We start from the raw sequence: 19,810 nt of genomic DNA on the forward strand, positions 1-19,810 counted from the left end.
ACCCCCGATCAGATACTTACCGACATCCGCCCGTACACGATCAGTAGCAGCACATCGAGCGCGGAGATCGCGAGCAGCGCCAGCCACTGCCGGGGCCAGTCCCTGCGCATCACCACGAACGTCGCCGTCACGCCGAGCAGGCCGGCGACGCAGTACCCGAATTTCCAGCCGAGTCCGTCGGAACTGAGCCCCATCACGGCAATGATCGAGGACAGCACGAGAGCGGCGACCATCAGTTCATTGCGCAGAAATCCCTCGTCGAGCTGTGCGACGGCCCGCTCGATCGCGGCGCCCATCCCGCCCGAACGACGTGCGCGAGGTGTATCCCCCATTGCGAGACCCCTTCCGCCTGCTGCCGCGCTTCACGCGACAGGTCTGTGTCTACCTCTCCTGCCGGATTCCGAGCAGATCCCGTGCCCGCCGGGCACGGCGCCCACGCCGCCGGTCACAACACCGGGCAGGCCGAGCCCAGGTTCAGGCCGGAGCCGACCTCCACCTCGACTGACTGTTCACCGGCGATATTCACGGCGTGCAGGGTGTGCGTGCCGGGAACATCCGGGGTCCATTCCGCGGTCGCGGTGCCGGATTTCCCGACGAGAACCGCACCGGGCGGATCGAACGAACCCTTCCGGCTGTCGTAGAAACTCACGTACTCGCCCGGCTCCGCGGTGGCGGTCGCGAGGTAGGTGCAGTGGGTCCCGTACGGCGCCACGGCACTTCCTCCGCCGGCCCCCGGCGCCAGGTCGAAATCGGTGATCGCCGCGGGTGCGGCGGGAGCGGTGACCACGAGCGCCGGCGCCAGTGCGCCCAGCAGCACAGTCACGGTCGGAACGATCCTGCGTGAACGGAGCATCAGCGACCCTTTCAGCGACAACGGATGGAACGGAACTGCCGGTACCACCTGGTCGAGAACGCCCGACCACAGTCGAGCGGAAAGCCGGAGCCGGGGCCTCGGTCACGGGCGACCGGCCTCGGGAACACGGACGTCACGCTACTCGGCGAGCTGCGCGTTGTTCGGTGCTTCCGCTCTTTTCTTCGCCGGCGGGCGAGTTCGTGTTATCGGCGTAATCGCAGTACCCTCCTGGTTTCCGGCGAGTCCGCACCCGGTGCGGTCTCCGGCGTTACCGTCTGGGCATGAGTTCTTCGCACTGGACCGCGGCCGATCTACCCGACTTCGACGGCCGCACTGTGATCGTCACCGGCGCCAACAGTGGCGTCGGCTTCGGCACCGCCACACTGTTGGCCCGCGCCGGTGCGCATGTGGTGCTCGCGGTGCGTGATATCGGCCGCGGTAACGAGGCCGCACGCCGCATCGGCGGCAGCAACGAGGTGCGGCGGCTCGATCTCGCCGACCAGGAATCGATCCGCGAGTTCGCCGACGAGTGGGCGGGTGAGATCTCGATCCTGGTGAACAACGCCGGGGTGGCGATGGTGCCCGAGAGCCGGACGAAGGACGGCTTCGAAATGCAGTTCGGCACGAACCATCTCGGCCATTTCGCGCTCACCAATCGGCTCCTGCCCCATATCACCGACCGCGTGGTCACCCTGGCCTCCGGCGCGCACAGGGTGGGCACCCTCGACTTCGACGACCTGGACTACGGCACGAGCGGCTACGGCCCGGTGAAGGCCTACGGCCGTTCCAAACTCGCCAACCTGCTGTTCACCCTCGAACTCGAACGCCGGCTGCGGCAGGCGGGGTCCGCGGTCCGCGCGATGGCGTCGCATCCCGGGTACGCGGCCACCGAACTCGGCACCGCCAACCGCAACAAGATCCTGGTCGGCATCGTGCACCTGGCCGGTCGTTTTCTCGCCCAGCCCCCGGAAAAGGCCGCCCTGCCCACGCTCTTCGCCGCCACCCAGGACCTGCCGGGCGCGAGTTACGTCGGGCCCGACGGCCGCGGGGAGATGCACGGCTACCCGACACTCGTCGGACGATCGGCGGCGGCCAGCGATGTGCACACGGCGCGGCGGCTCTGGGAGGTCTCCGAAGAGCTCACCGGCGTCCGGTTCGGCCTGTCCTGAGCAGCTCGGGAGCTTTCCGCGCCCGGTGCGTGGCGGCCCGGTGCGTGGCCGCCCTCCGGTAGATAATCGGGGCCTCGACGATCGCCGTGCGGGATCGATCAGCACGGGATCTCCGGACTCGTCACAAGGAGGTTCCCGATGTCGTTCACCGAGGAAGAGGTCGCCTATCTGCGGTCCCAACCGCTCGCGCGGGTGGCGACGGTAGGCCCGGACGGGCAGCCCGATGTGGCGCCGGTGGGTTACGAGTTCGACGGCACCCACCTCTACATCGGCGGTCACGATCCGGTACGGACAAGAAAGTTCCGCAATGTCGAGCGCGGTAACACGAAGGTCGCGGTGGTGATCGACGACCTCGTGTCCACCGACCCCTGGACCCCGCGCTACCTGCGTGTCTACGGGACCGCCGAACTCGTGGAGTGGGCCGGGCAGTTCGGGACCGCACCGTATATGCGGATCACCCCCACCGTTTCCTGGAGTTTCAATCTGGCCGGGCACGCGTTCTCGCCCGGCGATGTCCAGGTGCGGCGCACTGTGCACACGCCGGCCTGAGTACCACCGCCGAACCTCCGGCGGACCGGTCGCCCGGGGCCGGGCGGGTCACCGATGCTGCGGGACGATTCGTGTTCGCCGACGCCCCCGGCTGTCCGTCGGCGGCCGGAGGCACGGTGCGGATTCATCGCTGCCGGGGTGTCCGGCGCAGCACCGCGAGGTAGGCTGCCGCGGCCGCCCGCTGCGCCGACACCGCCAGCGGGCCGCCCAGCCGCATGTACCAGCTCGCGGGCCGGGAGAAGGCCGTGACCACGCCGTACACGACACCACTGCCCTCGTCGTATTCGACGGCGAACAGCTCTTCCCCGCTCATCGGATGTCCGGGCAGGGTGCCGTAGGCGAACCCGATCCGATCCGGCCCGTCCAGGACATACACCACCCGGCACGGCGCCCGCAGACCGAACCGACCGATCCCGAGCCGGACGGTGACCGCCGTACCCGGCTCGGCCACCGGCGTTCCGGCTTCCCGGAGAATGCCCAGCCCCCGCTGTATCCGGTAGCGCAGCAGTGCCGCGCCGAGCCGCCGGAACTCCGCCTCGCCGGCAGCTATCCGACGACGCACCCGCAGGTGCCGATATCCCGGCGGCAGCTCACCACGAGTCGCGCCGATCTCGGAGTAGGTGAACGCGGGACCCTCCGGCGAATCGCTCATACCCCCATCCTCGTCGCCGCAAGCCGTCGACGCGAGACCGGCCGGCCGCGCCAGGTACGGGCCCAGCGATCATCGGGAGCCGTCGCGATCGCCTGGAGGTGGTTCCGGAAGTATTTTCAGGTTTTCGTAATCGATGGGTTCGTAGTCGACAGTGTCGTCGAGTGGCCCCGGGCGCTGCTCCCAGCGCGCGATCTCGGCGTCCCAGTCACGGTAGGCGGGATCCTCGGGGCCGATGGTCACCGAGCCGTCGACAATATCGCCGTCGAGTTCTTCTCCGAAGTAGCGCAGGAGAATACGACCATCGTCGAGACGCCGGGCCAGCGGGTGTTCTTCACTCATAGCGTAATTCCACTTCTCTCTCCAGAGCCTTGTAGAAGGAAGTCAGATGACGACCCGCGGCGACCGAGCCGTAGAACTCGGGTGGCGCGGCACTGTCGACGCCGACGGGTAGATCCCGCATGGTTTTATTGCGCCAAGCGATGCCTTCCGCGAACAGCTCCCGTTTCCCGGCCTCGCCGGGCCGGGCGAAATATTCGGCGATATTCGGACTCGTCTGTTCGATATGGCGCAGAACTTTGGAGTGAAACTGAGAAAATACGAGCTGTTCACTCACCCTGCCGAGAGCGTCGTCCAGGGCATGGCCGAATTCGTGCGGCGGGGTATCTTTTCTGGAATGTCGTGCGTCGCCTACCAGCATCGCCCGAAACCTGTCGCTGTACATGCCGCCGACATCGTCCCAGGTCGATCCATCGGGCCAACCGTGCGGCCTCTGGTCCCGAGGTCTCGTCGCCGGCCAGGCCGGATGGCCGAGGTCGTGCAACCGACCGGCGCCGAGCCAGATGCCCCCCTCGGGGAATTCCTTCATATGTTTCGCGACAACGCGATGATATCGTTCCGGAAACGAGGCCAATGAACGAGCGTACTCGTGGGCCCGGGGCGAGCCGTCCATATGATACCGATCCCCATATATTCCCCTGAGGTATTCGTCGACCGAAGTCTCTGTTACATCCGGCCCCGCGCCGGAAGCGTCATCAGAACCTCGGTTGCCGAACGGATGACTGCTGTAGATATCGGCCTCGGTCTCCAGATCAGCTCCTCGCGTGATACCGCGAGAGAAGGTATCTCTATACACTCGGTTCGCGAGGTGGTCGGACCACTCTGTCAGATTGCCGACCAGCCCTTCGGTGACCCGCAAGGTAGCCCCGGAAATTCTGTTGCTCAATTCGACCTCGCTACCACGACGGGCCGGACCGACCCTCGGAACCACAGGCGCTCGCACCTGTGTCTCGGTTCGAGGCAGCCGTCCCGACCCAGAGCCCCGGGACCGATGAGTTCGGCCCCGGTATCTCCAGGCTTCGATGATGCCTGATGCGGGTGGGTTTCCTGTAGCGAATGAGGGCTCCGGATGGTCGCACATCACGGCATCCGCGAGCCTGCTCATCGGGTCGGCGATGCCGGTGGCGCTCCCGGCGCCCGCTCCTACCCGAGGCGATGCCGGTGCGGGGGTCGACGCATGTACGGGCTGCGCGCGGGACCGATTCCGGTCAGCCGGACGCGGGAGCGACGGGCGCGCTGCTCCGCTCATGACCTCGACCGCTGAGTTCCGCGTCGAGGGTCTCCTGCGCCACCCGCATGACCTCGGCGTACACGGGTTCCTGCAACCGCCGCCACATCTCGTCCTCGGTGACCTGCTCGACCGGCGCGATCACCCACCAGATGTTGCCGAACGGATCCACGACCCGCCCGCCCCGCTGCCCGAACGCATCGTTCGCAAGCGGGGTGACGATCCGTCCCCCGGCTGCCGTGGCCTTCGCGATCGCCGCGTCCGCGTCGGGCACGAACACGCGCAGCAGGCTCGGCAGCACCGGCCAGTCGTCGTGCCGGTCGAAGGCGAGGACGACGGTGTCGCCGATACGTATCTCCCCGTGCCCTATCTTCCCGTCTTCGGTCGGCACCCGGCCGAGTTCGACGCCGTCGAACACCTGGGCGACGTAGTCGAGGAAAGCCCCGGTGTCGTCGGTAACGACCCACGGCGCGACGGTGGTATAGCCCGGGGGCTGGGAGTGTTGCGGCATCTCGATCCTCTCGCTCACTTGTGGTACGAAGGTGACGGTAGGGGCGATAGCGGTCGGAAACCGTCCTCAATCCGCCCAGGCCCGGTGAGCGATTCATCGACCGTGTGACCCCGGAATCACGCTACGACGATGTCTCAGGAAGCGATTTCGGTACGCAGCGCGGCCAGGACGCGGTTCAGTCGACGGATAGCGGGGGCTTCGATCGGGTAATGACCGGCACCGGCCAGCACGGTGAGCTTCTTCGGAGCAGCGATACGTTCGAAGAACTGTTCGCTCAACGACAGTGGCGTCCAGGTATCGGCGCCGGGATGGACCAGCCACACCGGGCAGCCGGTGAAATCCTCCGGCTCGATATACGGCGCCGAGGTGAGATAGGTCCGCAGGAAACCCAGCGGCATACGGACACCCCCGCCCAGCGGATCGGTGGAGACCATTCGGGTCAGCGCCGAGTTGCCGGACATGCCCGACATATTCGCCGACCACCGGATCGGGACCCGCAGGTTGTCGACGGTGGGGAAGAGCAGCCGCGCGCCGTAGCGGCCGAGCCATGTCCCATCGGCCGCCAGTACTCCGCTCACAGTCTATGACGCGCTCCAGAGCACAGCGGTTCCACCGAACGCCATCGGAAGATGCAGCGTGCACGGTTGCGACCGTGCGCGCGTGACGGAATCATCGGTAGCCTTCGACGGCCTCGCGGGAACCGCCGTCGAATATCTCAGTGATGGCGCGTCATGAGCGAGAGACGAATCCACCCGCAAGGAGTTCGGTTGCGAAGGCATCCCACGCTCCGGGTGCGAACACCAGGGCGGGTCCGAGGGTGTTCTTCGAATCCCTCACTCCCACCTGACCATCCGTCAACCACGCAACCTCGACACAATCGGTCTGCCCACTACTATGACTGCTCTTAAACCACTTCGCTCCGGATAGATCCGTCTTCACGCTTCATACTCCTTCGCAATGTGCCTGAGCAGTTCTCGCGATCGCACTTGATCGTGTGCTGCGCTTCGGATTACCGAAGCAAGCTCATCGTAACGCCGCACATCATCACCGCTCTCGAGATAGAGATCGGGCTTGCCTACACCTTCGAAGTAGACCAGCGGCGGCTCGACTGACCGCCCTCGAGCATCATTGCCGAACGCGAGGATCACGAACGGTCCATGCAACAAACCCTGCGCGCACCCGGCACTGTACGGATGAATCCTGATGTCCACGTTCGGACGTTTGCCGACCTCCGCCAGGTAGCGGAGCTGCTCCGCCATCACCTTCGGACCGCCGACCATACGATGTAGCGCCGACTCGTGCAGCAGCAGTTCGAGGCGCACCGGGTCGGCCTTACGAGTCACGATGGACTGGCGCTTCATTCGCAACTCCACCCGGCGTTCGATGTCGTCCGGGCTTTCTTCCCGGTAGAAGCTGCTGATCAGCGCACGCGCGTAATCGGGTGTCTGCACCAGGCCGAACACGATTTCCTGATACGAGACGAGTTGTCGCGCTGACGCGGACAGTTCCACGTACATGTTGAAGGTGGGATCACTGTAGAGCCCCGCGAACGCCGTGTACCACGATGTCACCTTCGCCTGTTCCGCCAGGTCCAGCGCCCGCACCACCTCTTCGCGCGGCACCTCGTACAGCTCGCACAGCGCCCGCACATCCACCGCGCGAACCTTTTTCGTCTTGGCGGCCTCGATGCGCTGTAGCGCCGCCTGACTCAACTCCACCAGAGCGGCCGCTTTCGCCAGGCTCAACCCGATGGCCTCCCGGTGTTCCCGTAGGAACCGACCCAGCTGCCGACGCGGCAGGGTCGATGGTTCCGCCCCCTCGTCACTGGTCATACCGCTACCTCCGCTCGAAAAAACGAATCATTGGGCACCCCGAAATCGAATCATCGCCGGAATCGGATTCGAATCACGTTCTGGGACTACACATCACTTTGGTCCGGGCCTGCCGATTCGGCTTGGACCAGCGTATATCCCGTGGTGTGCTGGGGTCCGGAGAACAGGTGACACCGCGGACGGACCCACCGTCACCCGATCCTCGCGAGCTTCACCGAGTTCGGCCGCGACCACCTCCGCGCTCCGCTCGTTCCGTCCGGATGGTCGCGTACGAACACGTACCCAATCGCCCACGTCTCGAAATACCCGGGAGGACCCGTGCCGTATCCGCATGTCCCAGGCTCATCGGAGCGCCGACCCACCGCCATCGGATTCGTCCGCGTCGATATCTCCGCCCACCACGCCCCGCGCCACGCCGACGAAATCCGGCGGCACGCTCGGGCATCCGGCTATCGGTACCTGTACACCGTTCGCCCACCGGTCGATGAACCGAACCCGCTCACCTATGTTCGCGCGCTCGCCACCGAACTCGGGGCCGAGGTGATCATCGCCTTCGATCTCGGTCAGGTGGATGACCGGCCCGCCTTGATCTGCGATCTCGGATACCGGCTGGAAACCGTCTGCCCGCCCACCGTGTGGGCGGCCGGTACGCCTGTCGCGAGAGCAGAAGGCGGGCGCGTATGAGTGCGTGGGATGCGTTGATCACCGCCGCGACCGTGGTGGTCGTGTGCTTTGCGGTGGCGTCCGCGGTGGGCTGCGTATGGCCCGCCGAACCGCCGCGCCCCGCCAACCGTCCCGCACGACGCGTGCGGCACCGGATCTCCATCACCCCCGAGACGGTGGCGTGGACGTGCGCGCTGCCCGGAACACCGCTGAGCGTCGACGACGCCCACAACGCCATGCGCCACCACCGTGCACACGACTGTCTCCGGAAACGTGCCGCATTCGCGACCCTCATCGTGCACGGCTGCGTGACCCCCGACCCCGCCCGCCGGCCGTATCGGCAGAAAGCACTCTCGTGAAACACGTAATCGTCACCGGGGGAGCCGGTTTCCTCGGTTCACAGCTGTGCCGCCGTCTCCTCGCCCGCGGCGACCGCGTCACCGCAATCGACAATTTCGGCACCGGGCGGACCGCGAATGTCGCCGATATGACCGGCCACCCGCGTTTCACCCTGCGGCCCACCGACACCACGGCCTTCGGCGCATTCACCGGCCTCGACGAGGCCACCCATATCGCGCACCTCGCCTATTCCGGCAGCCCCGTCGCCGTCGCCCCCGACCCCGCGGCAGTCCTGCGCGCGGCCTGCACCGGAACCCTCGCCGCACTCGACCTCGCCGCGGCCCACAATGCCCGGATCGTTCTCGCTTCCGGCCCCGACCCCGCCAGCGAACCGGTGCGCACCCGCCGGGCCGCGGCATTCGCAGCCCACCGGACCGGCCACCACCTCATCGAAACCGCCGCGCACCACGACCGGCGCGCCGATATCGGCATCGTCCGGTTGTTCGAGGTCTACGGGCCGGGCCTGCCGCCGGGCGACGGGCGCGTCACCGCGACGATCTGCGCCGCCGCGCTACGCGCCCAGACCCTGTACCTTCCCGACAACCCGATACTGTCGTTCGTCTACATCACCGATGCGGTCGAGGCTCTCGTCACGATGCTCGACACCGATATCCGGGGCCCGATCGATATCGCCGGCCCCATGCTGGAAGTTCGCGAATTCGCCCGCATCGCCATCACGCTCGCGGGTACCGGCTGGCTGGAATGCACCTCGTCTGTTGCCGGGCCCGGCACCCCCATCCCACACCTCGACCGCACCCGCGACAGCCTCGGCTGGCAACCCACCACTGATCCGGCCACCGGCATACACCACACACTCGACTGGATGCGCACCTTCGTCGGTAAGTGATGTGGCTATCGCGCTGCTGCCGCCCGCGGCGCCGGACAGCCGCCTCGCCCCGGTAGCCGGCCACAAAGCTGTGGATTTCATCGGGCGGGTCACTACAACCAAGGCCGGGTGGCCGACGCTCATGAGGTCGGTGAAGCCAGGGCGGAATTCCTTCGCCCGAGCCCGGCCGAAACGGTGGCCAGCGCTACCACCGCGGCGGCGGCGACCGCGACACTTCCCACCACGGCCGATTCCGGAGCCTCGGCGAAACGGGCGACCCCGAGCCAGGCGAGTCCCCAGATCATGGCGAGCGCGAACGCGACCCGCCCGCCGCTGAGGAAAGCCAATGCGGTCCCGACCGCGGCCGCGATCATCAGCACCACCACCGCCCATGGCTCCGCGCCGAGACCGAGGCCACCCACGCCCCCGGCTTTCAGCGCCGCGGCGATATTCGCCACCGTCGCGACGATGACCCACCCGAGATACAGGCCCATCACGCCGTCGAGCAGCACGGCTTCGACGCGGCTCGCGGGACGCGATCGCAGGCAGCGGGCGAAAATCACCGCCAGCGTCGCGAGCAGCGCGAGGATCACCACGACACTGACGTAGATCCAGCCGAACTGCACGGTAGCGATCCACAGCGCGTTCAGCAGCAGCGACAGGGCGATCAGCCACCACAGGTCCCGTACCCGCGGATTCCCGCGCTGCGCCGGTAGCGCCTGCCAGACCGCGAGCGCCAGGAACCCGATATACAACAGCGACCAGATGGCGAAGGCCGGCCCGGCGGGAGCGACGAAGGTGGCGTCGGCCGCGAGCGCCCCGTCGGCGGCCTCGGCGATCGGCGTACCGCCCAGCGCACCCGAACCGATCACCGCGGCGACCGCCGCGATCACGGCAGCCGCCAGGAGCAGTAGCTGCCTGGAAATATCGGATGTCCGGTCGGTCATGGGGCCCGTGTGCCCGTTCGCCGCGTAACCAATCACCGGTGTCGGGCATCTGCCGACTGCTGCGAGGACATCGCCGCCGAACAGCGGCCGCGGGCAGTGAAGGTGACCTTCACTCGAGATCTTCCGTGGGGCGTTCCATGTTCACCTCGACAGGATCACCGGCTCCGAGTTGGGCGATACCCTCGGCAAGGCGGGCGGCATTGGCGGGGGAACGCATCAGGTAGAGGGTTTCGCGTAGTGAGTTGTACTCGTCTTCGGAGATGAGTACCGCATTACCCTTACGGCTGGTGATGTGGACCTCGACGGCGTCGTTGTTGACCTGTTCGATGAGTAGATACAGGTTGGCGCGCGCTTTACTCGCGGACATACTGGTCATCTCTGCGGTTCCCTTCCCTGCAGGTCGCATCGGCCGCGGTACCGGAATGTGGTACGAGTAGTCGAGTGATGCCAGGTCCAGCCACCTGGGCAAGCCCCGTCGAGCGTTGGACCGACGCAGGTCTCCGCCTGCTGCATCCCACCCCCGGTTCGCGTCACCCACGACGCTTCGGCGGCCTACGCCCCGCCGACCGAGGCACGGCGCCTTCACGATCTCGCCGCCTATGTCCCTTTTCCCGACCACACAGCCAGTTCGCCGCCCGGCATGCAGACCACTCTGAAGCCATCGGCCCCGACCACGCTCCACGCCTCGTAATCCGGATCCGCGAATACTCGAATCGAACTTCCGGACTCGAACTCCAAGTGGAGTGTGCCGTTCTCTATCGCGTGCGCCTCCCGAAGTACCCCAGTAATCTGCGGGCCGACCTCTGCCGGTATTTCCCCGACCGAGTAGCGATTACTGGCACCCCCGCTTATTCCGATTTCTACCACACTTTCTATTTGGACTTCGAATTCATTTCCGGCACGGAGTACGAGCACGGGAGCGAGCTGGGCCAGTTCTACAGGGAGCTCAGGAGTTGGAACGATCATTCTTGCCATCCTTTTGGAAGCGGATAGGTGCCGTCGGATTCTATAGCGATGTGCGTTTCCGAATTAGGTCCTGGCTTACCATCCAGATTAATCGGCTGACCACCGGAGTTATAGAACCGAACATAGCCGTTCGGATATCTGTTCGTCGGCTCCATGACCCGGACACAATCAGCGTTGCCGCTCGCGCCGGGCTTCTGCCATACCACCCCTTTACCGTTGTCCGCTGTTCGCGCCACCCAATCACCAGGCACGCCCGGCGGTCGGACATTCGGGTCCCACGGTTCTGGCTTTTCCAAGGTCTCGACTGAGTCTTCGATTGTTTCGATGAGGTCGTGGATGCGCTCCAATTTGGCGCGTGTGTCGCCGGTGGAACGGGTCACGGCGACCACCGTCCGCAACCCGGCCGCGGCGACGATGCCGCGCAGCGCTTTGACCAGATCGTTGACCAAATCTACGGCTTTGCCGGCGCGGATTGCCGCCACGGCGCTGCCGCCGATTCCGAAACTGACCACCGAGGCGGCGACCGCGAGTACGAGGGTGATGGCGATCTGCTTCTTCAGTTCGTCGGCGAACTGGGCGAGCATGTCGCGCAACTGCGCCTTCATGTTGTCGTGCGCAATTTTCTGGGCCGCGCACGAGGCGGCGATATCGGCGAAAGTGGCCAGCAGGTCTTCGGCGGCGGTTTTGATCTCTCGGAGATCCTCGTCGATCGACGCCACCTCCAGCGCTGTGACCTGCTGGAACATCGCCGCTGCCCGTTCCAGTTCCACGGGCAGGTTGGTGGCGCCCGGTGCATGGGCCAGGCTGTTCCAGACGGTGGCGGCAGTGTTGAGTTTGTCGGTGTCGCCGTCGGGAACAGTTAGGTCGACACCGATCTTCTTCGCCAGTTCGAGACCGTCGTCGACCAGACCGCTACCCGGACCTCCTGCCGACGGCGGTGGTTGGGCACAACTGACATAGGCGAGGTGCGGATCAGCCGGTTTCTGCGGCGCGGGGGTTCCGGATTTGGGGTCGTGATCGCTACTCGCGTAGACGAACCCGGCCTGATTCAGCACCCGGGGATATTTGTCCAGCGCCAGCATCAGCGTGCTGACGAGATTGTTGGTTTCGCGGACCTGATTGTCGTATGAGGTCGCCCACTCCTTGCCCGGTCCGGCGCTGCCTGCCATCGCGTCGGTACCTTTCAACGCCTGCAGGTGCTGGTCATAGGCGGTGAAGAAGGCACTCGCCGCCCTGTTCACGATGGTGGCCGCCTCGTAGTAGACGGCCGGGTCCACATTGATGAAGTTCATCTACCGGGCTCGGGCTACCGGGTGCCGAACATCCGCTGCACGGTTTGGATGGCGGTCGTATAGCGGGTATGGGCGTCGACCGCGGCCTGACGCATGGCGTCGACGCCCTCACGGACGTCGGTGGCTCCGGCCGCCCACTGCCGGAAGGCATCGGCCTGCGCCAGCGCCGCGTCACCGGACCAGGTCTGGTGCAGGGTGGCCATCCGTTGTTCGAGGCCGGTGAGGCTGTCGTTGAGGAAGCCGATGAAGTTCGCGGCGCGCACGGTGAGGTTGTCGAGTTCGTCGAGATCGACCTGGAAAGCCTCGGACGGCTCGGGCATGCTGTTCCCCCTTGGTAGTTCAGAGATTGAGCGACGGGTAGCTCTGTGAATTGCTGTCGTCCTGCTCCACGAATGTCTGTGTGGTGACACCCAGCAATTCGGCGATGGTGGCCAGCGCCTCGAGGACCTGCACCGCACCCTGTTTGGTCTCGTCCCAGCCCGCGCGATAGGCGTTGGCGGAATTGCCCTTCCACACCTCGAGCACGGCGTCTATATCGGTATCGAGATCCTGCAGGGCTTTCACCAGGTTGTCGGCGGTCAGTTGGACGAACTTTCCGGCGTCGAGAACATGGTCCGGTACCACCTGGATCGACGGTGTCGATTCTGCCGAGCCGGCCACAGCGTCCCCCTCGATGATCGAACCGCAGCTGTCCCGAGAGTACCGGCGGACGGCCACGTGTCAACCGGATCGGTCTGCCGGCCTGCGTCTTTCCGATACAGGACTGCGCGGGCCGGTCGACTGCCGTCCATTGGTACGGTCGGCGGCCGCTGTGCCGATCTTGCGCGCGAGCCACGCCACGTACTCGCCGGCTCGCCCGGTCTGTGAACTCGCACGCGCCCGGCACAACACGTCCGCCCCAGCGGTATCGGGGCGGAATTCGATTGACACGCCCGGCCCGCGGGTGGATTCTGCGCCGCATGAATGAGGCGCGACTGCTCCCGCTGACCGAGAACAACCTGCACCTGCTGCTCGAGCGGGCGGTAGCGGATGCCGACCCCCTCGAAGTGATGCCACCGGTTCCCGGTACGACCGGCTGGGATCCCACGGCCAGGGCCGCGTTCCTGGAGTTCCACCGCTCCCGGTCCGTCGCCACGCCGCGGCCGGTGGAGAGCACCTATGTCATCGTCGTCGACGAACAGATCGTGGGTGCGGCGCGGCTCGAACCGCTCGACGAGGGCCGGGTCGAAGTCGGCGCCTGGATCGGACGGTCGCGCCGTGGGGGTGGGATCGGCGCCGCGATCATGGATCAATTGCTGACGCTGGCCCGCGATTCGGGTGCCCGGCAACTCGTGGCCTGCACCACCGCCGCCAACAGGGCAGCCTGCCGCCTACTGGACCGTGCCGGTGCCGATCTCACTGTCACCGGGCCCGAGGTCGGTGCCGTAGCCGAGCTCTGAGCATCCCCACGCAGCTGTGAGACCGCGATTCCGCACGAACTCGGAAGTCCGTGAGGGCGATCGGGTGATGCACTGGCCGCTTGCCGGTGGCGTCCGGACCGGGTGCCGAACATCGTTACGAACCCGTGCGGTCCGGACTCACTCGGCGGGAAGCCGGGTCACCGCACTGTCGGCGAACGCCGGTACGTTCGGTGCGACCTTGTCGAAATGGATGATGCCGAACTGCGCGAAAACGGCTGTGCCGGAATCCACCTGCTGCTGTATCAATTCCGCCGCGTGGGCGTCGCGGCGCATATTGCATGCCAGAGCGACCTTCTGCACAGGAGTCTCGGCGATTCCGGTAACCCCGGGGTCGTTGGTTTCCTTCATGAGCCAGTCCTCATCGGTCTTCCGGAACACTCCGGAGAAACCGGTATGAGCGTAGTCGCGGGCCATCAGATCGGTGAGTGCCTGCCGGGCATCGGCACCGGGAGGAAGGATGTGGGCGAACATATCGAGCGCCTCGTTCAGATGCGCCGTCATATCGAGGCCGGTCCGCTCCTGAGCTGCCAGTCCTTGCGGCATCTGCCGGAGGACGTAATACCCGAAGACATCCTCGGGCCGGTGCTCGGCGAGTAGGCCACGGACCTGGTCGGCCAGATCTTCCTCCATCGAAATAGGCTCCACTCCTTTTTCTCGCGCTTTGAAAGCGATGGCGCCGATTTCGCCTCGATCGGACTCGAACGCTGATCTGGCATCGCTCGCCCGGGGTGGCACCCGGCCCTCGACGATGACGACGCGTTTCTTACCTTCGGTCGCCGCGAGCCAGTCCGTCAGTCGCTCGAGCAACGCCCGGCTCTGCGGCAGGTCGTAGATCTTGTAGTGCACCGTCCCGACGAATACGGAATCCCCGGCGGACACCATCAGGTGCGGGCGCTCGTTCGCCGAATTATCGGCGAGCCGGAGCTGGGTTTTTCCGGCGAGCTCGTCGGTGACCTCGAGTCTTTTCTTCTGGGACGCGTCGAAAGTGTCCGCCCCCGTCCGCGCCACGGTCCCGTGGTCTTCGGAGTGGCGGGACAGCGTCCGGCCGATCTGGAGTCCCGCCTCCTTGAGCCGATCCCGCACCCGCCCGAGACTGCGGGCCATCTCGCCGAAACCTGGCACACTCACCCTTCTCACGTCGGCCGCGCACCATGCGCCGTCGTACCGGAATCGGCCGGGCCCGGTCAGTTCAGCGACGAGGGCATCCGCGCTACTACCCGTTCCCGAGCTTCCGATGCCGTTCGACAACTGTAGAAAATCACCGTCACCCTCGCAGCCAGGGGTCCGTGAGCAGCGATCTCGAATGATTTGCGACGGTGGGGGTTCTGAGGCTTTCGCCCCGAGCTCGCTCCGCCCACGGTAATCGGGCCTCACTCGGGCGGCGCGCTACGCGTTCGCGCAAGCCTCCTACCGACGCCGGTGGCCCGGTCCGCGCGACTCCAGCGCTTCAGCCGCGCCGGGCTTCCAGTGCCTCGTGCAGCGTGACCGCCCACTGGTGCACGATCTGTTTACGCCGGGCCGAATCATCGGTGAGGACATCGGCCAGACCCAGACCGCGGGCGAGGTCGAGGGTGGCCTGAACGAGATGGTGGGCGACCGGATCGGTGTCGTCGACGCCCAGTGCCCGGACGGCGCGCCGGTGGGCGCCGCGGCCGAAGCGGGCTTCCAGCGGGACGATGCGTTCGCGGAGCGCCGGGTCGGCGGCGGCGTGGGTCCAGACCTGGAGGGCGGCTTTGAACAACGTGCTGGTGTAGGACTCGACCAGCCCGGCGACCACGGCTTCGGTGCGGGCCAGGCCGGGTTCGGTGACCACCGTGGATACCGCCTGGTCGGTGCGGGTGTCGAACATGTAGGTGAGGGCGGCGGTGATGAGATCTTCGCGGGTCGGGAAATGGTGCTGGGCCGCGCCCCGGGACACCCCGGCCCGTTCGGCGACCACCGCCACGGTCGCCGCTGCCCAGCCCTTCTCGGCCAGGCAGTCGATGGTCGCCTCGAGGAGCCGCTGCCGGGTCGCCCGGCTGCGGTCCTGTTTGGGTTCGTGCGGTGTCGCCATAGCGGCCTATTCTGCCGAGGGCGTCTCGGCGGCCTGGACGGCCCAGCGGGGCGGGCGGCGTTGCAGGAACGCGGTCATACCCTCGATCACTTCCTCGGTGCCGAAGAAACTGCCCGAGCGGGCGGCCAATTCGTCGGCGGAGCGGTCGAATTCGGCCAGGATCGGCGCGGTGGTGAGCCGTTTGCTCTCCGCGAGGCCCTGTGGGGAGGCTTTGCGCAGTTCGTCCAGTAGTTCGGTGGTCCGGGCGGCCGGGTCGTTCGTCGCCAGGGTGATCAGGCCGATCCGCTCGGCGGTATCTGCGTCGAACTTCTCGCCGGTCAGGAAATACCGGTCGGCGGCGCGGGGGGTCAGCCGGGGCAGCAGGGTGAGCGAGATGACGAAGGGGGCCAGGCCGAGCCGCGCCTCGGTGAGCGCGAAACTGCTGGACAGGCCGGCCACGGCGATATCGCAGGCCGCGAGCAGTCCCATACCTCCGGCCCGCACATTGCCGTCCACCCGCGCGATCACGGGTTTCGGAAGTTCCAGGATGGCGCGCAGCAGCCGCACCATCCACTGGGTGCGGATATCGGAGGCGGCGGCGGGGTCGGCGTCCACCGCTTCCTTCAGGTCCGCTCCCGCGCAGAACGTGTTGCCGGTATGGGTGAGGACCACGGCGCGGACCTGCGGGTCGGCGGCGGCGCGTGCCAGGCCCGCCAGGAGTTCGGTCACCAGGCGCGAGGAGATGGCGTTGCGATTGTGCGGGGAGTCGAGGGTGAGGGTGGCGAACCCGTCCTCGACGGCGTAGTCGACAACTCGGGTCTCGGTTCCGGTCACGGTGGCCCTGCCTTTCTGGGTGGGCCGGCGCCTGCGCCCCGGCCCGCCGGTGTTCAGTAGGACTTCGGCAGGCCCAGCGAATGCTGGGCGACGAAGTTGAGGATCATTTCCCGGCTCACCGGGGCCACCCGCGCGATCCGGGCCGCGCCGAGCATGGCGGCCAGGCCGTATTCCGAGGTCAGGCCGGAACCGCCGTGGGTCTGGATGGCCTGGTCGAGCGCCTTGATACTGGCCTCGGCGGCCGCGTATTTGGCCATGTTGGCGGCCTCGGCGGCACCCATCTCGTCCCCGGCGTCGTAGAGGGTGGCGGCCTTGAGCATCATCAGCCGGGCCAGTTCCAGTTCGATCTTCACCTGGGCCAGCGGATGCGCGATGCCCTGGTGCGCGCCGATCGGGGTTTTCCAGACGGCGCGTTCGTTGGCGTATTCCACCGCCCGGTCGAGGGCGTAGCGGCCCACGCCGACCGCCATGGCGGCGCCCATGATCCGCTCCGGGTTCAAACCCGCGAACAGCTGCATGAGTGCGGCGTCCTCTTTACCGACCAGGGCGGTGGAGGGCAGCCGGACATCGTCGAGGAACAGGGTGAACTGGTGGTCCGGTTCGATGATGTCCATTTCCTGCGGGGTCTTCTCGAACCCGGGCGCGTCGGTGGGGACGATGAACAGGGCGGGCTTGAGTTTGCCGGTCTTGTGGTCCTCGGTGCGCGCCACGATCAGCACCGCCTCGGCCTGGTCGACGCCGGAGATGAAGATCTTGCGGCCGGTGAGCAGCCAGTCGTCACCGTCGCGGCGGGCGGTGGTGGTGATCTGGTGCGAATTGGAACCGGCGTCGGGTTCGGTGATACCGAAGACCATTTTGGCCGAACCGTCGGAGAGCTTGGGCAGCCATTCGGCCTTCTGCTCGTCGGTGCCGTACTTGGTGATGATGGTGCCGCAGATGGCGGGCGAGACCACCATGAGCAGCAGACCGGCACCCTGCGCGGACAGTTCCTCCATCACCAGCGCCAGTTCGTACATACCGGCGCCGCCGCCCCCGTACTCCTCCGGCAGGTTCACGCCGAGGAAGCCCAGCTTCCCGGCCTCGGACCACAGTTCGTCCAGCGGCTGGTTCTTCCGCGCCCGGGGCAGCACGTAATCGCGATAGTTGTACTTGGCGGCCAGCGCGGCCACGGCCGCGCGCAGTTCTTTGCGTTCGTCGGATTCGATGAAGCTCATTGCCTACTCCTGGTTTTCGGTGGCGGGATCCACCACGGCGAGAACGGCACCCACATCGACCTGTTGGCCGACTTCGACATTCACGGCACTGAGCACACCGTCGGCGGGCGCGGCAATGGTGTGCTCCATCTTCATGGCCTCCAGCCACAGGATCGGCTGACCGGCGGTCACCGAACTGCCGACCTCCGCGCCGAGCCGGATCACGCTGCCCGGCATGGGCGCCAGCAGGGATCCGGTGGCCACCTGGTCGGCGGGGTCGGTGAACCGCGGCAGGCGGCGCGCCGACACCGGACCGAGCGCGGAATCCACGCAGACCAGGTCGGCGTAGCGGGCGACGGCGAACTGCCGCCGGACCGGGCCGTGCGCACCGGGTACCGCCAGTACGACCTGATCGGGCGTGGCGGAGATCAATTCCAGGCCGTCGTGCCCGGCGACCTCCACCCCGCCCCGGGTGAACCGGTAGTCGATATCGTACGTACCGGTGGCGCGGCTTTCGTAGGACTTGCGTTGCGCCTGCGACGGCAGATTGCGCCAGCCGCTCGGCACGCCCGCGACCACACCCGCCCGGGCCCGGTTGGCGGCCGCTTCGGCGAGCGCGGCCGCGACGATCGACAGTTCCTCCTCGTCCGGGCCGGCCAGCGGCGCGGCCAAGGCATCCAGACCGTGCGTGGCGAAGAACGCGGTATCGGTATCGCCGGCCAGGAAGGCGGGATGGCGCAGGACCCGGACGAGCAGGTCGCGGTTGGTGACCAGGCCGTGGATCCGGGCCCGGTGCAGGGCGCCGGCCAGCAGCCGGGCCGCCTCCGCCCGGGTGCGGCCGTAGGAGATGACCTTGGCGAGCATGGGGTCGTAGTGCACCCCGACCACCGAACCGTCGACCACCCCGGAATCCAGCCGGACCCCGGGGCGGTCGAGCAGGTCGAACTCCGCCGCTACCTGCGGGACCTCGATGCGGTGCACGGTTCCGCTCTGCGGCTGCCAGTCCTGCGCGGGGTCTTCGGCGTAGAGCCGGACCTCGATCGAATGGCCCTGCGGAGCGGGAGGTTTCGGGGCCAGCCGAGCGCCCTGGGCGACCTCCAGCTGCAACTGGACCAGGTCCAGCCCGGTGGTGCATTCGGTGACCGGATGCTCCACCTGGAGGCGGGTGTTCATCTCCAGGAAGAAGAAGTCACCGGATTCGTCGGCCAGGAATTCGACCGTTCCGGCGCCGGTGTAGCCGATGGCGGCGGCGGCCTGGCGGGCCGCCTCGAACAGACGGTCCCGCATACCGGGGCCCGAATCCGCTCCCCTACCGCCATCGATACGCTCCACCAGGGGAGACGGCGCCTCTTCGACTGCCTTCTGGTGCCGGCGCTGGATCGAGCACTCACGTTCGCCGACGGCCCAGATGGCGCCGTGTGTATCGGCCAGCACCTGGACCTCGATATGGCGGCCGGTCTCGAGATAGCGCTCGCAGAAGACGGTGGGGTCGCCGAACGCCGATTCGGCCTCCCGGCGGGCGCCTTCCAGCTGCCCGGGGAGTTCGGCCAGGTCGCGCACCACCCGCATACCGCGACCGCCGCCACCGGCGGACGCCTTGATCAGTACCGGGAGCTGCGCTTCGGTGACCTCCGCCGGGTCGAGTTCGGCCAGCACCGGCACCCCGGCGGCGTCCATCATCTTCTTGGCCGCGACCTTGGACCCCATCTCCTCGATGGCGGCGGCGGGCGGCCCGATCCAGACCAGTCCCGCCGCTTCCACCGCGCGCGCGAATTCCGCGTTCTCGGAAAGGAACCCGTAGCCGGGGTGGACGGCGTCGGCACCCGTGGCCTGAGCGGCCGCGATGATCAGGTCGGCGCGCAGGTAGGTCTGCGCGGGTGTGTTCCCGGGCAGCCGGACCGCGGCGTCGGCCTCGGCGATATGCGGAGATCCGGCGTCGGCGTCGGAATAGACCGCCACCGTGCCCACGCCCATCCGGCGGCAGGTGGCGAAGATCCGGCGGGCGATCTCACCGCGATTGGCGACCAGAACGCTGGTGATGAGCTGCTGCGAATTCGTCACGACCGGC

At 67.0% G+C, this 19,810-nt stretch carries 26 protein-coding genes; 6 read left to right on the plus strand and 20 right to left on the minus strand.

Annotation, left to right across the window (positions count from 1 at the left end; translation table 11 throughout):
* Positions 1 to 8 precede the first annotated feature (8 nt).
* Positions 9 to 332: a hypothetical protein gene (locus ON38_RS23430; protein WP_157181855.1), complete on the minus strand. Its 324-nt coding sequence runs from the start codon at positions 330 to 332 to the stop codon at positions 9 to 11.
* Between the two features lie 113 nt (positions 333 to 445).
* Entirely contained in the window at positions 446 to 823 is a 378-nt protein-coding gene (locus ON38_RS23435; RefSeq protein WP_157181856.1) for a hypothetical protein, read from the minus strand.
* 305 nt (positions 824 to 1,128) lie between these two features.
* Between ON38_RS23435 and ON38_RS23440 the strand changes: the two genes are divergently transcribed.
* Both ON38_RS23440 and ON38_RS23445 read left to right on the plus strand, forming a co-directional pair.
* The gene (locus tag ON38_RS23440) at positions 1,129 to 2,022 is read left to right on the plus strand and encodes an oxidoreductase (RefSeq protein WP_218000826.1); all 894 of its coding nucleotides are present in this window, start codon (positions 1,129 to 1,131) and stop codon (positions 2,020 to 2,022) included.
* Between the two features lie 138 nt (positions 2,023 to 2,160).
* The gene (locus ON38_RS23445) at positions 2,161 to 2,571 is read left to right on the plus strand and encodes a PPOX class F420-dependent oxidoreductase (RefSeq protein ID WP_039827099.1); all 411 of its coding nucleotides are present in this window, start codon (positions 2,161 to 2,163) and stop codon (positions 2,569 to 2,571) included.
* A 124-nt stretch (positions 2,572 to 2,695) separates the two neighbouring features.
* On the opposite strand, the gene ON38_RS23450 is transcribed toward ON38_RS23445, so the two are convergent.
* The 7 genes from ON38_RS23450 to ON38_RS23475 all read right to left on the minus strand — a co-directional run bounded on the left by ON38_RS23450 (position 2,696) and on the right by ON38_RS23475 (position 7,130).
* A complete protein-coding gene (locus ON38_RS23450; protein WP_039827100.1) occupies positions 2,696 to 3,223 on the minus strand; it encodes a DUF1990 domain-containing protein in 528 nt (175 codons plus the stop codon).
* A 69-nt stretch (positions 3,224 to 3,292) separates the two neighbouring features.
* Positions 3,293 to 3,562: a hypothetical protein gene (locus ON38_RS23455; protein WP_039827101.1), complete on the minus strand. Its 270-nt coding sequence runs from the start codon at positions 3,560 to 3,562 to the stop codon at positions 3,293 to 3,295.
* Positions 3,555 to 4,445 (minus strand): hypothetical protein, encoded by an 891-nt coding sequence (locus ON38_RS36215; protein WP_157181857.1) that lies wholly within the window; start codon positions 4,443 to 4,445, stop codon positions 3,555 to 3,557. The genes ON38_RS23455 and ON38_RS36215 overlap by 8 nt, the downstream gene beginning before the upstream one ends.
* Before the next feature lie 322 nt (positions 4,446 to 4,767).
* Positions 4,768 to 5,298 carry a VOC family protein gene (locus tag ON38_RS23465; RefSeq protein WP_039827157.1) on the minus strand — a complete coding sequence of 177 codons (531 nt, stop codon included), beginning with the start codon at positions 5,296 to 5,298 and terminating at the stop codon, positions 4,768 to 4,770.
* Between the two features lie 134 nt (positions 5,299 to 5,432).
* Positions 5,433 to 5,876 (minus strand): alpha/beta fold hydrolase domain-containing protein, encoded by a 444-nt coding sequence (locus tag ON38_RS23470; protein WP_051165094.1) that lies wholly within the window; start codon positions 5,874 to 5,876, stop codon positions 5,433 to 5,435.
* A 151-nt stretch (positions 5,877 to 6,027) separates the two neighbouring features.
* Positions 6,028 to 6,237, minus strand: coding sequence for a DUF397 domain-containing protein (locus ON38_RS35080; RefSeq protein ID WP_083873034.1), 210 nt, complete (start codon positions 6,235 to 6,237; stop codon positions 6,028 to 6,030).
* Positions 6,234 to 7,130, minus strand: coding sequence for a helix-turn-helix domain-containing protein (locus ON38_RS23475; protein WP_039827103.1), 897 nt, complete (start codon positions 7,128 to 7,130; stop codon positions 6,234 to 6,236). Before ON38_RS23475 ends, ON38_RS35080 begins: the two co-directional genes overlap by 4 nt.
* 318 nt (positions 7,131 to 7,448) lie before the next feature.
* Here ON38_RS23475 and ON38_RS23480 point away from each other — a divergent pair, with 318 nt between their 5' ends.
* The 3 genes from ON38_RS23480 to ON38_RS23490 are packed head-to-tail and all read left to right on the plus strand — an operon-like array spanning position 7,449 to position 9,039.
* On the plus strand, positions 7,449 to 7,814 hold the full coding sequence (locus ON38_RS23480) for a hypothetical protein (protein WP_039827104.1): 366 nt from the start codon (positions 7,449 to 7,451) through the stop codon (positions 7,812 to 7,814).
* A complete protein-coding gene (locus ON38_RS36220) occupies positions 7,811 to 8,152 on the plus strand; it encodes a hypothetical protein (RefSeq protein ID WP_039827105.1) in 342 nt (113 codons plus the stop codon). Before ON38_RS23480 ends, ON38_RS36220 begins: the two co-directional genes overlap by 4 nt.
* A complete protein-coding gene (locus ON38_RS23490; protein WP_039827106.1) occupies positions 8,149 to 9,039 on the plus strand; it encodes an NAD-dependent epimerase/dehydratase family protein in 891 nt (296 codons plus the stop codon). Before ON38_RS36220 ends, ON38_RS23490 begins: the two co-directional genes overlap by 4 nt.
* A gap of 119 nt (positions 9,040 to 9,158) precedes the next feature.
* On the opposite strand, the gene ON38_RS23495 is transcribed toward ON38_RS23490, so the two are convergent.
* The 6 genes from ON38_RS23495 to ON38_RS23515 all read right to left on the minus strand — a co-directional run bounded on the left by ON38_RS23495 (position 9,159) and on the right by ON38_RS23515 (position 12,883).
* Positions 9,159 to 9,965 (minus strand): TspO/MBR family protein, encoded by an 807-nt coding sequence (locus ON38_RS23495; protein WP_039827107.1) that lies wholly within the window; start codon positions 9,963 to 9,965, stop codon positions 9,159 to 9,161.
* Positions 9,966 to 10,074: 109 nt separating this feature from the next.
* The gene (locus tag ON38_RS23500; protein WP_039827108.1) at positions 10,075 to 10,341 is read right to left on the minus strand and encodes a type II toxin-antitoxin system Phd/YefM family antitoxin; all 267 of its coding nucleotides are present in this window, start codon (positions 10,339 to 10,341) and stop codon (positions 10,075 to 10,077) included.
* Between the two features lie 221 nt (positions 10,342 to 10,562).
* Positions 10,563 to 10,931: a DUF6188 family protein gene (locus ON38_RS36225; protein WP_157181858.1), complete on the minus strand. Its 369-nt coding sequence runs from the start codon at positions 10,929 to 10,931 to the stop codon at positions 10,563 to 10,565.
* Positions 10,928 to 12,223, minus strand: coding sequence for a hypothetical protein (locus ON38_RS23505; RefSeq protein WP_039827109.1), 1,296 nt, complete (start codon positions 12,221 to 12,223; stop codon positions 10,928 to 10,930). Before ON38_RS23505 ends, ON38_RS36225 begins: the two co-directional genes overlap by 4 nt.
* Positions 12,224 to 12,237: 14 nt before the next feature.
* Positions 12,238 to 12,543 carry a WXG100 family type VII secretion target gene (locus ON38_RS23510; protein ID WP_039827110.1) on the minus strand — a complete coding sequence of 102 codons (306 nt, stop codon included), beginning with the start codon at positions 12,541 to 12,543 and terminating at the stop codon, positions 12,238 to 12,240.
* Between the two features lie 19 nt (positions 12,544 to 12,562).
* Positions 12,563 to 12,883: a WXG100 family type VII secretion target gene (locus ON38_RS23515; protein WP_157181859.1), complete on the minus strand. Its 321-nt coding sequence runs from the start codon at positions 12,881 to 12,883 to the stop codon at positions 12,563 to 12,565.
* A 299-nt stretch (positions 12,884 to 13,182) separates the two neighbouring features.
* Here ON38_RS23515 and ON38_RS23520 point away from each other — a divergent pair, with 299 nt between their 5' ends.
* A complete protein-coding gene (locus tag ON38_RS23520; protein WP_039827111.1) occupies positions 13,183 to 13,662 on the plus strand; it encodes a GNAT family N-acetyltransferase in 480 nt (159 codons plus the stop codon).
* 138 nt (positions 13,663 to 13,800) lie between these two features.
* Here the strand turns inward: ON38_RS23520 and ON38_RS23525 are convergent, their stop codons facing one another.
* From ON38_RS23525 to ON38_RS23545, 5 genes are all read right to left on the minus strand, one after another.
* Complete coding sequence (locus ON38_RS23525) at positions 13,801 to 14,811, minus strand: hypothetical protein (RefSeq protein ID WP_157181860.1); 1,011 nt, start codon at positions 14,809 to 14,811, stop codon at positions 13,801 to 13,803.
* A 319-nt stretch (positions 14,812 to 15,130) separates the two neighbouring features.
* The gene (locus ON38_RS23530; RefSeq protein WP_039827113.1) at positions 15,131 to 15,736 is read right to left on the minus strand and encodes a TetR/AcrR family transcriptional regulator; all 606 of its coding nucleotides are present in this window, start codon (positions 15,734 to 15,736) and stop codon (positions 15,131 to 15,133) included.
* Positions 15,737 to 15,742: 6 nt separating this feature from the next.
* Positions 15,743 to 16,549 carry an enoyl-CoA hydratase family protein gene (locus ON38_RS23535; RefSeq protein ID WP_039827114.1) on the minus strand — a complete coding sequence of 269 codons (807 nt, stop codon included), beginning with the start codon at positions 16,547 to 16,549 and terminating at the stop codon, positions 15,743 to 15,745.
* A gap of 53 nt (positions 16,550 to 16,602) precedes the next feature.
* Positions 16,603 to 17,763: an acyl-CoA dehydrogenase family protein gene (locus ON38_RS23540; RefSeq protein WP_039827115.1), complete on the minus strand. Its 1,161-nt coding sequence runs from the start codon at positions 17,761 to 17,763 to the stop codon at positions 16,603 to 16,605.
* Positions 17,764 to 17,766: 3 nt separating this feature from the next.
* Positions 17,767 to 19,803, minus strand: a complete 2,037-nt coding sequence (locus ON38_RS23545) for an acetyl/propionyl/methylcrotonyl-CoA carboxylase subunit alpha (protein ID WP_039827116.1) — start codon at positions 19,801 to 19,803, stop codon at positions 17,767 to 17,769.
* Positions 19,804 to 19,810 lie beyond the last annotated feature (7 nt).

Origin of the sequence: Nocardia testacea NBRC 100365 (assembly GCF_000308775.1) — a bacterium.
GTDB classification, from domain to species: Bacteria; Actinomycetota; Actinomycetes; order Mycobacteriales; family Mycobacteriaceae; genus Nocardia; species Nocardia testacea.